The 12,276-nt window shown below is 39.3% G+C and carries 13 protein-coding genes; 4 read left to right on the forward strand and 9 right to left on the reverse strand.

Annotated features, from left to right (window positions below; genetic code table 11):
• The 3 genes from CYP84_RS00985 to CYP84_RS00995 all read right to left on the reverse strand — a co-directional run.
• Positions 1-729 (reverse strand): DNA polymerase III subunit delta (locus CYP84_RS00985; protein WP_103636373.1); only part of this gene is annotated, 729 nt, incomplete at its 3' end.
• Entirely contained in the window at positions 722-2,641 is a 1,920-nt protein-coding gene (locus tag CYP84_RS00990) for an RNB domain-containing ribonuclease (RefSeq protein WP_103636374.1), read from the reverse strand. The genes CYP84_RS00990 and CYP84_RS00985, both read right to left, overlap by 8 nt.
• Positions 2,638-3,456, reverse strand: coding sequence for an HDOD domain-containing protein (locus tag CYP84_RS00995; protein WP_103567760.1), 819 nt, complete (start codon positions 3,454-3,456; stop codon positions 2,638-2,640). The genes CYP84_RS00990 and CYP84_RS00995 overlap by 4 nt, the downstream gene beginning before the upstream one ends.
• A 147-nt stretch (positions 3,457-3,603) precedes the next feature.
• On the opposite strand from CYP84_RS00995, the gene ilvC reads away from it, so the two are divergent.
• Genes ilvC through ruvX form a run of 4 tightly spaced genes read left to right on the forward strand, consistent with a single transcriptional unit; the run spans position 3,604 to position 7,237 of the window.
• Positions 3,604-4,626 carry a ketol-acid reductoisomerase gene (gene ilvC, locus CYP84_RS01000; protein ID WP_103636375.1) on the forward strand — a complete coding sequence of 341 codons (1,023 nt, stop codon included), beginning with the start codon at positions 3,604-3,606 and terminating at the stop codon, positions 4,624-4,626.
• Between the two features lie 3 nt (positions 4,627-4,629).
• Positions 4,630-6,090: a divergent polysaccharide deacetylase family protein gene (locus tag CYP84_RS01005; RefSeq protein WP_103636376.1), complete on the forward strand. Its 1,461-nt coding sequence runs from the start codon at positions 4,630-4,632 to the stop codon at positions 6,088-6,090.
• Positions 6,087-6,857, forward strand: coding sequence for a DNA-processing protein DprA (dprA, locus tag CYP84_RS01010; protein ID WP_103636377.1), 771 nt, complete (start codon positions 6,087-6,089; stop codon positions 6,855-6,857). Before CYP84_RS01005 ends, dprA begins: the two co-directional genes overlap by 4 nt.
• Positions 6,854-7,237, forward strand: a complete 384-nt coding sequence (gene ruvX / locus CYP84_RS01015; RefSeq protein ID WP_004317765.1) for a Holliday junction resolvase RuvX — start codon at positions 6,854-6,856, stop codon at positions 7,235-7,237. The genes dprA and ruvX overlap by 4 nt, the downstream gene beginning before the upstream one ends.
• Here the strand turns inward: ruvX and CYP84_RS01020 are convergent.
• The 6 genes from CYP84_RS01020 to CYP84_RS01050 all read right to left on the reverse strand — a co-directional run.
• A complete protein-coding gene (locus CYP84_RS01020) occupies positions 7,232-8,026 on the reverse strand; it encodes a hypothetical protein (RefSeq protein ID WP_103636378.1) in 795 nt (264 codons plus the stop codon). The genes ruvX and CYP84_RS01020 overlap by 6 nt on opposite strands.
• On the reverse strand, positions 8,023-9,045 hold the full coding sequence (gene queA / locus CYP84_RS01025) for a tRNA preQ1(34) S-adenosylmethionine ribosyltransferase-isomerase QueA (protein WP_180996351.1): 1,023 nt from the start codon (positions 9,043-9,045) through the stop codon (positions 8,023-8,025). The genes CYP84_RS01020 and queA overlap by 4 nt, the downstream gene beginning before the upstream one ends.
• Positions 9,038-9,811 (reverse strand): twin-arginine translocase subunit TatC, encoded by a 774-nt coding sequence (gene tatC, locus CYP84_RS01030; protein WP_103567754.1) that lies wholly within the window; start codon positions 9,809-9,811, stop codon positions 9,038-9,040. Before tatC ends, queA begins: the two co-directional genes overlap by 8 nt.
• Complete coding sequence (gene tatB / locus CYP84_RS01035) at positions 9,811-10,209, reverse strand: Sec-independent protein translocase protein TatB (protein ID WP_012140063.1); 399 nt, start codon at positions 10,207-10,209, stop codon at positions 9,811-9,813. The genes tatC and tatB overlap by 1 nt, the downstream gene beginning before the upstream one ends.
• 67 nt (positions 10,210-10,276) lie before the next feature.
• Positions 10,277-11,323 (reverse strand): radical SAM family heme chaperone HemW, encoded by a 1,047-nt coding sequence (gene hemW / locus CYP84_RS01045; protein ID WP_103636379.1) that lies wholly within the window; start codon positions 11,321-11,323, stop codon positions 10,277-10,279.
• A gap of 55 nt (positions 11,324-11,378) precedes the next feature.
• On the reverse strand, positions 11,379-12,276 hold an 898-nt coding region (locus CYP84_RS01050), incomplete at its 5' end, for a helix-turn-helix domain-containing protein (RefSeq protein WP_219809650.1).

Below are 12,276 nucleotides of genomic sequence, written 5' to 3' on the forward strand. Positions count from 1 at the left end.
AAATGCTTTGTAAAGCGAATTTAGAAGTAAAATTGCATTAAAATTTGGATCATCTAAGTAGGTAAAAAAGTCGTTTTTTATATCTTTTAGAGCCATAAATTTATTGAAAAAGTCATCAAAATTTATCCCACCAAGTCCAAAAACCAGCCTTTTTACATCATCTTGTTCGATGTGAGTGTTTAGACTTTTTAGCTTTGTAAGCTCGCTTGCTGCAAGGTATAAATTTTCATTATGCGTAAAATAAAGCTCATAAAGCGCGTTTTTGGTTATGTTTAGGCCTATTTTAGCTGAGCTTTTAGCTAGTAAATTTATCGCTTCATCTGGGTTTGAGGGCTTAAAAAATCTAGCAAAATTTGTCCCAAATGCCTTTTGCGTATCAAAAACTAGCTTCATATCGGCCTCATAAAGCTCAAACAAAAAGTAGTTGTCATGGCTTTTTGAGCAAAGCGAGATGAGCTCTTTTAGCTCTTTTGCTGGGATCTTTTTGTCGCTTTTTACATAGAGGATATTTTTGCCGCCAAAAAGCGACTGCTCGCTTAGGTGAGAGCTTGCTTGAGCGTAGTTGTACTCGTCAAAGTAAAGGCTTAACAAATTTGCATCTTCGCTTGAGTAAAAGCTTAAAATTTCTTTGCCAAAAAGCTCTATCTGAAACTCGTCTGCGCCAAAAAGCAAGAAGTAGTTGCTTAAATTTGCATTTGCTAAATTTAGCTCCAAATCTTTTCTATACATCGATCTTTCTCACCACTTTTGCAAAAATTTTAGCGCTCGCGATATCAGCCTCTGTGATCTTTACGACAAGCTTTTGAAGTAAATTTGCGCTGTATCCAGTGATGAAAATCCTAGCTCCAACAAAGTAATCATCAAGCTTAGCGACCAAGACATTTTGATTTTCGCTCACATAGCAACGCACCTCTTTGCCGATATTTGCAGCTGCCCAGCGTGCAAATTTCCTATCCATAAAGTCGTAGGCTACCTTGTCGGCCTCTCTTTCAAGCTCGCTTAATGTTGCACATGTGCTTTGGATGTTTAAAAGTAAGAAGTTGTAAAGCTTATCATCTTTTGAAATTTTAGCCTTTAAAAGTCTGTGTAAAATAAGATCAGAATAGCGTCTAATAGGGCTTGTAAAGTGCGTGTATCTATCAAATCCAAGCCCAAAGTGGCCTAAATTTTCACTTGAGTATTCAGCCTTTTTTTGTGACTTGATGATGAGCTTGTCTATCTCTTCGCGGTTGCCTAGTTCATCGGCCTTTGCTTGGATCTTTCTTATCAAATTTGCAAGGTCGCTCTCGTATGCAAGGTCAAGCCCCAAAAGCTGCAAGTCCTCAAGCAATGTATCTATCTTTTTAAAATCAGGCGATGCGTGGTTTCTAAAAACGCCCTTTGTGATGAGCTTAGCAGCAGCCTTGTTTGCTAAAAGCATGCAGTCCTCAACAAGTCTATGCGAGTCGGAGTCGCTTTCAAACCTAGTTTGCAAAATTTGACCCTCTTCATCAAGGCTCATTCTAAGCTCTTTTGTCCTAAAATCAAACGCGTGCAAAAGCCTTTTTTTGCGAACCTTCGTGGTGAGTTTAAAAAGTGGCTTGATCCATGAAATTTCACACTCTCTTTTGTCTTCTAAAATTTCATCGATCTCATCGTAGTTAAAACGCCTTTTTGAAAGGATGATAGCTTCAAAAAGCTCCTCTTTTTTTACCTCGTTGTTTGCATTGAGTGAAATTTTAAAACAAAATGCAAGGCGCGGTACGTCTGGCTTTAGTGAGCAGATATTTTCACTAAGCGCTCGTGGTAACATCGGCACTGAGATGTGCGGAAAGTAGATAGAAAAGCCTCTTTTTTTAGCCTCGCTATCAATGGCGCTATACGCGGTCACATACTCGCTTACATCGGCAATTGCAACGTAAATTTCACGCTTTTTTTCATCAAAATATATGGCATCGTCAAAGTCTTTGGCATCGACTGGATCGATCGTGCAAAACTCTAAATTTCTTAGATCAACCCTGCTTGGATACATGCTAGCATCGACTTCATCGCCAAATGCCTTTGCTTCAAGCTCGCAAGCCTCGCTAAATTTATCATTTTTATTATAAATGGCAAGTGAGATTTTCTCGTCGCTTAACGGATCTTCTAAATTTCCTAAAACCTCGACTATTTCGTTGTTTAGATTGTTTATCTTTAGTAGCGTCCCAAGTGGGAGCATCTTTAGGCTTTTTTGAGTTGCCTTTAGGGTTGTGCTTAACCCAGTTTTTAAATTTACCCCTAAAATGGCCGCCCCAAAGCGTTTTGTATAGACCACGCTAGTCTCATTTGCAAGCTTTAGGCTCATTACTATCTTAGCGCTTTGGCGTTTTTTCTTAAGCGGTAAAAGCTTTGCAAGTACGATATCGCCAAGGTGAGAGTTGTTTAAATTTTTATTTTCTACGATGATATCTTGCTTGAAGCGCTTGTCAAATGGCATGATAAAGCCAGTTGCGTTTTGGCTGATATCTAGCTTGCCGCAGACATAGCCGTTGTTTAGGTAAAATTTATCTTTATGTAAGCTTACGGCACCAAGGTTTAGGAGATTACGTAAGATCTCTTTATCTTCGTTTGATATCTCTTTTTCTTTGATGCCAACTAGAAGTGATGTTAAAAATTCTTTCACAAATTATCTTTGACTTTGCTAACAGCCATTAAAAATGTATCTCTCTCAAAGCCATATTCGTTTATAAGAAGTGTTGCGTTATTTACGCTCACATCATCAAGCTGGTTAAAGATATTAACCGCTGTTTTTACTACTTTTAACGCTCTTGCGTACTCTTTTATATGGTCAGGTGCCTCTTCAGGAGTGTTTGAGTAGAGGATAGAATTTCCAAGCTCGATCTCTAAATTCCACTGCTCAAAAATTTGAGCTGTAACCTCTTCGTTTGTGATGTCTAAAATTTCAGACTCTAAAAGCGCAAGGTCATAAGTAGATGAAATTTGTTTTAACTTTGTTTTAAACTCAGCAACTTGATTATTTTCTGTGAGTTCATGTGCTAAAACGATCTTGCCAACTTCAAGCATAAATGAAGCAGGAGAGAGAATTTCTAGATTTTTAGGTTTTATCTTAGAGTACCAGTGGTACATCAAAGCATTTTGCATGATTGAGATATTTAAAAAATCTTGTGCGGTAATGTCATACGGCTCTAAATTTATAGAAAAGGTCTTTTTAATAGCACTTGATAGCGCAAAACCGCGGATAGTAGCCATGCCAAAAAGTGAAATGGCTCTTGCGATAGTTGTGATCTCTTGAGAAAAACCGTAAAGTGGTGAGTTTGCTGAACGCAAGATATTTGCTGTTAGCATAGGGTCTTTCTCGACCACTTTTGTGAGGTCATTTATCGAGCTATTTTCGTCAGCATGTAGGCGCTGGATCTGTATGACAGTGTCGTCTAGTGGCGGAAGCGCTTTGATTTTTTTAAAAATTGATTCATTCATGTAAAGTGACTCTTTTGGTTAAAAATTTTGTCACATTATAGCAAAAAGCTGCAGCATAAAACTTAAAGATACTTTTTTGCTCTTTTTCAGCAACGTTTTTGTTGCTAAAATGTATAATTTCGCCAAATTTTAACAGTAGGAGAAACAATGGCTATAAATGTTTATTATGATAAAGACTGTGATTTAAGCCTTATTCAGAGTAGAAAAGTAGCAATCATCGGCTTTGGCTCACAAGGTCACGCACACGCTGAAAATTTAAGAGATAATGGTGTAAGCGTCGTAATCGGTCTTGCAAAAGGCGGCAAAAGCTGGGCAAAAGCTGAGGCTAAACGCTTTGAAGTAAAAACTGTAAGTGAAGCTACAAAAGGCGCTGACGTGATCATGATCTTAACGCCAGATGAGCTTCAAGCTGAAATTTATAAAAACGAGATCGAGCCAAATTTAAAAGATCACGCTGCTATCGCATTTGGACATGGTTTTAACGTTCATTTTGGACAGATCAAAGCTCCAGCAAACATAGACGTCATTATGATCGCTCCAAAAGCCCCAGGACACACAGTTAGAAGCGAATTTTTAAGAGGTGGTGGCATACCTGATCTTATCGCTGTTGAGCAAAATGCAAGTGGAAAGGCTAAAGAGATCGCTCTAAGCTATGCTTGCGGTATAGGCGGCGGTAGAACTGGCATCATTGAGACAACATTTAAAGATGAAACTGAAACAGATTTATTTGGTGAGCAAGCTGTGCTTTGCGGTGGTCTTTGCGCGCTTGTAAATGCTGGCTTTGATACACTTGTAGAGGCTGGATATGAGCCTGAGATGGCGTATTTTGAGTGCTTACACGAGCTAAAACTAATCGTTGATCTAATGTATCAAGGCGGCATGGCTGATATGCGCTACTCTATCTCAAACACAGCTGAATATGGCGATTATGTAAGTGGCGTAAGAGTAGTTGGCGAAGAGAGCAGAAAAGCTATGAAAGAAGTTTTAAGAGAAATTCAAAATGGCAAATTTGCAAAAGACTTCATCCTAGAGAGAAAAGCAGGATATGTTAGAATGAACGCTGAGCGCGGTATAGCTGAGAGAAGCTTGCTAAATAAAACTGGCAAAAAACTTCGCGCAATGATGCCTTGGATAACTAACGGCAAACTTATAGATCAAAGCAAAAACTAAGCCTTGAGCGAAAAAAAGACTACAAAGAAGCGTCCTGCAAAAAAGAGTGCAGGTCGCTCTCATAATAAAATTTTCCTTGGTATCGGCGTCATTGCTGCCATTTTGATAGTGGCACTTATCGCAGCTCTTAGCATCAAAAACAAAGATGTTGAGCAGATAAGCAAAGTAAATGAGCCAAAGAGCGAGAAGCAAATTTCAAAAAAAGCTGAGCAAAAAGTTGCTAGCAAAGATAAAAAACAAGAGTATGAGAAGAGAAAATACCCTCTAAAATTTGATGAAGATGAAAATTTAAGCAAAATTTTTACCGATCCTAAACACAAAAGCGAACTTGCTCTAAAGCCAAAAACTGAGTCAAAAGAGCAAAAAAAGATAACTCCTGAGATAAAACCTGAAGTAAAAGTAGAAACTAAAAAAGAAGAGCTAAAAAAAGAGCAAAACGATACGAAAAATCTACTTGCAAATTTATATAAAAATATGCAAAGCAGCGTGGATGCAAGCCATGAAGCAAAGAGCGAAGAAAAACCTGAGCAAAAGGTTGAGCAGGTTATCGAGCCATTTTACGCAGGCAAAAATGAGATAAAAACAGAGATAAAAACAGAGCAAAAAACAGAGCAAAACAAAAGCGCTGAAGCAAATTTAAGCATAAAAGAAAATTTAAAGCATAGTGAAATTTTAAAACCTGAGCCTACTAAAAAAAGTGAGGTTGAGCCTAGTAAAAACGCCAAAAAGCAAATTTACAGCGAAAAACCGCAAAAAGAGAGCGCGAAAAAAGATGACTTTGCGGTTGTGCCATTTACTCCAAATAGCAGCGTAAAAGGGCGTGCAAAGCTGGTGCTAATAATCGATGATGTGGCGACATTTGAGCATGCTAGCATGGTAAAGTCAATCGGTCTAAAGATAACACCGTCCATTTTCCCAGCGACAAAAACTCATCCAGATACGCCAAATATCGCTAGAACGTTTGAGTTTTATATGATACATCTGCCGATGCAGGCAAAGCACTTTGATAGCCCAGAGATAGGCACCCTTACGGTAAATGAGAGCTTTGAGAGCATGCATGAAAAGATAAAAAAGATACGCAAAGACTTCCCGCGCGCAAAATATACAAACAACCACACAGGATCACGATTTACTAGTGATTATGACGCGATGGACAAGGCTTATAGAGCGCTGATAGAGCAGGGCTTCATCTTTGTTGATAGTAAGACGATCGCTCAAACAGCCGTGGCAAGGGCTGCTAAAAAGTATAATCAGCCTTACATTTCAAGAGATATATTTTTAGATGATGATCCATCTGCCGCAGCTGTCAGACGCGAGCTTGTAGCTGCTGTAAATTTAGCCAAAAAAAGGGGCTACGCGATCGCCATCGGACATCCAAAGAAAAACACGATCGCAGTGATAAAAGCTAGCAAAAATAATATCTTAAAAGATGTAGAAGTTGTTTATCTAAAAGATATTTTATGAAGCTTGAAATCATCCCAGAAGCGCTAAATAGGCTAAAAAATCCCCCAAAAGAGCTAAATTTCATAGGCGACACCTCGCTTCTTAGCATGCCAAAAGTCGCAGTCGTTGGCTCAAGAAAGGCAAGTGTCTATACAAAAGAGTGTGTCACAGCACTTTGCGCAGCGCTAAAAAGCGCAAATGTCTGCGTGGTAAGTGGTGGGGCTATCGGCGTGGATATCACGGCGCACAAGGCTTCCATGCCGCGAACTATCGGTGTTTTTGCAAATGGACTTGACATCATCTATCCAGCTCAAAATAAAGCAGCGATAAGAGAAATTTATGAAAACGGCTTGGCTCTAAGTGAGTATGACGAGGGCGAGCCACCGATCGCGTATAGGTTTTTAGAGCGAAACCGCATAGTTGTGGGGCTTGCGCAAGCTCTTGTGGTCGCACAAGCTGATCTAAGAAGTGGCTCGATGCAAAGTGCAAGGCTTGCAAATGAGCTTAAAATCCCCGTCTTTGTCCTGCCTCAGCGCATAAATGAGAGCAATGGAACAAATGCCTTGCTAGCTAACAAAAAGGCCGAGCTTATCGATGATTACGTTAAATTTGCTTCTCTTTTTGGCGAGGTAAAAGAGCAAGCAAAAGCTGATGATGAGATATTGAAATTTTGCAAAAATGGCGTTAGCCTTGATGAAGCATTGGCTAAATTTGGCGAGATCATCTATGAGTACGAGCTTGACGGGCTAGTTGAAATTTCAAATTTAAGAGTAAAAAGCGCGCTATGAGAGAGAAATTTATGGCGATCGATGTTGGACTAAAGCGCATAGGGCTTGCTTTTGGTTTTGGCGAGGTCGTGACGCCCCTTGAGCCAGTTCTTAGAAAAAATAGAAATCAAGCCGCAAGAGATGTAAGCCAAAAAGTAAATGAATACGCTCCAAACACGCTAGTAGTGGGCGTGCCAATCGGTGGCAGTAGCGAGGATGAGATGAGAAGGCGCATAGAGCATTTTGTCTCGCTTCTTGATGTGCAGGCTAATATCGTCTATCAAGACGAGGCATTTAGCAGCAGCGAGGCAAGTGAAATTTACACAAATACAAAGCGAGATGGCAGGCTCGATAGCGTCTCAGCCACCATCATCTTGAAGAGATATCTAAAAATTTTATAAATTTCTAGCCACCACCCCTAAAGTTTCATGCAAGCTATCGCTAGTAAATGGCTGCCTAAGCGTAGTCATCTTCTCGCTTTTGATGCTTTTGGCTTCATCCTTGCTGATGATGACGATGTAGAAATTCTTAAGCTTTTGATAAGTTAGCATCTCGTCAAGCCTTGCTTTGTCGCTTAGATACTCCTTTTGCACGAAGATGATGTCTGGCTTGAAAATGGCATCTTTTATGTGTAAATTTAAACTCTCAAAGCTCTTTTGTTTGCTAAGCTTTAGCCCTGTAAAGCTTAGCTCATGACTGAGCGTTAAAAATAAATTTTCGTCATCGCAAGCTATGATCGCATTTTTACCTAGAAGGCTGGCTATCTCGACGCTTTGCCTTTTAAATGTCCCACTTTTTGGTAGCGGCACGCTTATGCTTATATTAAAGCCGTCCTCAGTTTCGCTCATCTTGGCATTTAGCTCTTTTAGTAGCTCTCCAGCTTCTTTTACTAGCCTCTCATTTGGCTTTTGCGGGCATGAAGTGCATCTTATATGTATGTCAAAATGCACTAAACTTAGGCTATAGCTTACTAGAGTAAAGGATATGAGCAGTTTTGAGTCGCTTACGTCATTTAGGTAAAATTTGCTTAAATTTTTGATCGCGCCTATTAGCTTATGCGCTTCAAAGCTTAGATAGCGTGGGTAGTTTGGGTTGTAGTTAAAGACAATGGCGTTATCTCTAGCTGTTGCGTCCTTAAAAAGTGCTTCTAAAAAAAGCTCCATTTGTGCGACAAAATCGACATTTTTCATATCACAAGCATCCCATCGCCATAAGAGTAAAATCTATACTTTTCGCTAACTGCCGTTTCATAAATCCTCATCGTCTCTTCAAGCCCTATGAAGCTAGTAACTAGCATGATCAGGGTTGATTTTGGCAGATGAAAATTTGTTAAAAGGTAGTTTTGTCTGATAGGTCTATTATTTAGATTTAAAAATAGCTTGCAAAAGCCGCTTGGCTGCTTGCTTCTAGCAAACTCTTCAACGCATCTAGTAACCGTCGTGCCAACGCCAAGGATGGGCTTATCTGAGTTTATGATCTCTTGAGCTTTTTGGCTTAGCTCATAGAACTCTGAGTGCATTTTATGGTCATTTATGTTTTGACACTCCACGCCCTTAAATGTCCCAGCGCCCACGTGAAGCGTTATGTAGGCGACCTCGTGCTTTGCCTTTATCTGCTCTAACATCTGTTCGCTAAAGTGCAGACTGGCTGTCGGAGCTGCGACTGCGCCGCTATTTTTGGCAAATATACTTTGATACCAGCTCTCATCGTCCTTTGTATCAGCCCTTTTGATATATGGAGGGAGTGGGACGTGACCGATCTTTTCTAGCTCGCTAAAAAGTTGCGCCGTATCTAAAATAACGCCATTTTTGGTGAAATTTACCACCCTTGAGCCATCATCATTTAGCTCAAGCACATTTACCTTTATATCATCAGCGAAATTTAAAACGCTATCAACGCTTACTCTGCCCCTTATATAGACGCTAAATTTATTATCGCCAAGTGGTTGATTTAGCATCACTTCGCAGGCTCCGCCACTTTGTTTATGTCCTAAAATGCGGGCCTTAACTACCTTTGTATTGTTAAAAATGACCGCGGCGTCATCTGGGATGAGGCTGGCTAGATCTTTAAATTTATAGTGTTTTATCTCTTTGGTTTTTTTTAGATAAACAAGCAGTCTAGCCTCTTCTTTGGGCAAAACTGGCTCTTTTGCGATGAGCTCGTTAGGCAAAAAGTAGTCGTAGCTTGAGATATCGTTTATGTCACTCATCGTCGCTATCGGCGTCAATTTGCTCTTTGACGTCCTCTTTTTTCTCATCTTCGTCTTCATCGCTTTTGCCAGCTTTTTTGGCTACGATGATAGAAATTCCATAAAGTCCGATGAGTGGCAGTGCCATTAAAATTTGACTTATAACATCTGGAGGTGTGACGATGGCTGCAAAGATAAAGATGACGACTACTGCGTATCTGAAATAATCTTTTAGCATCTTGTCATCGACAAGGCCTATCTTTGCTAAGAAAAATGTAATGACTGGCAGCTCAAATGAAATTCCAAAACCGATTAGTAGCTTTGTAAAAAAGCCCACGTACTCGCCGATGCTTGGCAGTGCTGTAAAGAGCTGACCGCCAAAATTTACCAAAAATGTAAAGCCAAGCGGGATGACCACGTAGTAGCAAAACGCCGCTCCACACGCAAACATAAATGAAGCAGAGAGGACAAATGGGATCACATATTTTTTTTCATTATCATAAAGTCCAGGTGCGACAAATAGCCAAAACTGCCAAAAAATGATAGGCAAAGCAAGCACCAAGCCAGCAAAAAATGCGACCTTCATCGCAGTGAAAAATGGCTCTTGAATTTGTGTGAAGATGATGTTTGAGCCAGCTGGCAAGACCTGCTTTAGCGGCTCGCTCATCCATGCAAGCAGTGGATTCCAAAATGTAAAACAGATGCCAAAACAGACAAAAACGCTTACTATGCTTATAAAAAGCCTCTTTCTAAGTTCGATCAAATGGGGTCTTAGCTCTTCAAACATCACGCCTCTTTTTTATCGTTTAAGATCGCATCTTTAACTAAATTTGTTGGATTTTGTATATTTTCTACCGTTTTTTTGGTGTCGCTTACGACGTTTTGAATGCTCTCAGTGACGTCGCTTGCACTTTTTTTGATCTCATCAAGCTCTTCAAATGTGAGCTTTTTACGCACGCTTTGCGCACTTTGAGTTATGCTCTCTTTGTATTTTTGAGCGTCTTCTTTGAGCTCGGCTATCTTCATCTCTTGATCAAAAGTTGATTTTGCGTCGTTTATACCTTTTTTAAACATCTTTAGAAATTTGGCGATCTGCACCATAGCGCTTGGCAGCTTGTCAGGGCCCAAAACTAGCACAGCGATCACGGCGATGACCAAGATCTCAGAAAAACTCATTCCAAACATTTTTGCCTCTGTTAAATTTTATTTAAGCTTTGTATTTTATCTTGACTTTGCTCAAATTTTTATAAATTTAGCCCTCGATAAAGAGTGCGATCTCGTCGCTTAGTAAGAAATTTGGGTTGTAAAATTTGCCATTTTTAAAGAGTAGTTTTTCATTTTCTACAAGTAAATTTGCTCTTTTTTTCTGAGCTTCATTTAAGCGCCCAGCTTCCACGCCTACGATGCTTCTAAGCCCTAAAAATATATGCTCTCTTGTTAGCTCGCTTGGGCTTAAAATTTCTCTTTCTCTATGCGTTGGCTGAGTGATGTAGGCGTCTATGCTATTTTTGGCGTAGTATCTGGTGGCGTCCTTAAAGCCCACGCTAAAAGCCCCAACGCCAAGGTAGTTTTTGCCCTGCCAGTAGCCAAGATTGTGCTTGCAAATTTCTCCGAAATTTGAAATTTCATACTGCTTAAAGCCAGCTTGCTCTATTTGCTCTATCATAAATTTAGCCAAAGTGTCGCTATCCTTTTTATAGCTTTTTTTGCCAGAAAATGGGGTGTTTTCTTCAAGCGTGAGCGAGTAGGCGCTTAGATGCGTGATAGCAAGGCTTTTTAAATTTTCAGTCTCAGCCAAAAGGCGCTTTTTAGTATCAAATTTAGTGTCATAGATGAGGTCTAAATTTATGCTCTTAAGGCCAGCTGCATGGGCGTTTTCAACTGCTTTAAAAATTTGCTCCTTGCTGTGGATGCGCCCTAGAAATTTAAGCTTATCTTCAAAAAAGCTTTGCGCGCCAAAGCTGATGCGGTTTGCGCCTAAATTTTTTATATACTTTAGCCAGGATAAATTTGCAGAATTTGGATTTGCTTCAAGTGTGATCTCAGTTTTAGGCGTGCAAAGTGGAGCTAAAATGCTAAAAATCTCATCATAAAGCTTAGCATTTACCGCACTTGGTGTGCCGCCACCAAAAAATATGGTTGAAATTTCTTTTACATTTTGGCTTTTTAGCTGGAAATTTAGATCAAGGCAAAGCGCTTTAAAGTAGGCGCTAACCTTCTTAAACTCGTTATCGCTTGAGCCAAAGGCGCAGTAAGGACACTTGCTCTCGCAAAATGGCACGTGGATATAAACTTGCAAATTTCTCTCTTTTTTAAATTTTGGCGATTATAAGAAATTTGGCATTTAGAGCAGTTTAAAAGTAGCTTTTTTGCCTTATTAGCTCGCTTGGTAAAAAGCCAAAAGTGCCTTTAAAAATTTTTGCAAAATGCGCTGCATTTGTGTAACCAACGATGCTGGCAGCCTCTTTTATGCTGATATCATTTTGCTTTAAAAGGGCAAATGCCAGCTTTAGCCGCTCTTTTGCTAAAAGCTGATAGATCGTCTCTTTGAAGAAGAGTTTGAAATTTTTCTTAAGCCAAAAGTCATTAGTGCCGCAAAGATGGGCTAGCTCTTTGATGCTTGGGGGATTTTGCATGCGAGTAAGTAAGATTTTCTTAGCCTTTAAAAGCACTTTTTCTTCGTCACTACTAAAATAAATTTTCTCATCTTTTAAAGCTTTGCTCTTGTAGATAAGCTCTAAAATTTTTGACTCTATAAAGATCTCTCTCATCGTGCCATCATATAAATTTGTTGTCTCAAGCTCGTTTAAAACGCAAATTTGATCCTTATCTTTTTTGTATTTTATAAGATCAAATTTCTCTTCAAGCCTAAGCTCACTAAAAATTTCAAGCTTATTTGCGTAGTGCTCTTCAAAAAGCAAGGTTTTAGTTTTATAAAATTTATTTTGATATTCAAAAACGCCTTTTAAGCTATCATTTACCAGTCCTATGCAAAACTCATCCCTGCTTAAAAGGTACTCTTTTTTATCAAGCTTGAAGCAAAGATTATCTTTTGCTTCATTAAACATCAAAAATATATATTTTCTATCTCCCTCGCTCTCTCTTTTTATAATTTCGTTGCATAAAATCTCGCTTTTTATGTAACTGATGCCATTAGCTTGTTTAAAAAATTCTACATTTATACGCTTGTTGTTTTGCGAGATTTTACTTATGCCATATCTTTTATCTAAATTTATCATTTTATCCCTTGAG

The organism is Campylobacter concisus (genome assembly GCF_002912425.1).
GTDB classification, from domain to species: Bacteria; Campylobacterota; Campylobacteria; order Campylobacterales; family Campylobacteraceae; genus Campylobacter_A; species Campylobacter_A concisus_AH.

Bases quoted from the DNA above. Each gene is read 5' to 3' on its own strand.
- ilvC (WP_103636375.1), top strand. From the start codon at position 3,604: ATGGCTATAAATGTTTATTATGATAAAGACTGTGATTTAAGCCTTATT.
- CYP84_RS00995 (WP_103567760.1), bottom strand. From the start codon at position 3,456: ATGAATGAATCAATTTTTAAAAAAATCAAAGCGCTTCCGCCACTAGAC.
- queA (WP_180996351.1), bottom strand. From the start codon at position 9,045: ATGAGTGACATAAACGATATCTCAAGCTACGACTACTTTTTGCCTAAC.
- tatC (WP_103567754.1), bottom strand. From the start codon at position 9,811: ATGTTTGAAGAGCTAAGACCCCATTTGATCGAACTTAGAAAGAGGCTT.
- tatB (WP_012140063.1), bottom strand. From the start codon at position 10,209: ATGTTTGGAATGAGTTTTTCTGAGATCTTGGTCATCGCCGTGATCGCT.
- CYP84_RS01020 (WP_103636378.1), bottom strand. From the start codon at position 8,026: ATGAAAAATGTCGATTTTGTCGCACAAATGGAGCTTTTTTTAGAAGCA.
- ruvX (WP_004317765.1), top strand. From the start codon at position 6,854: ATGAGAGAGAAATTTATGGCGATCGATGTTGGACTAAAGCGCATAGGG.
- dprA (WP_103636377.1), top strand. From the start codon at position 6,087: ATGAAGCTTGAAATCATCCCAGAAGCGCTAAATAGGCTAAAAAATCCC.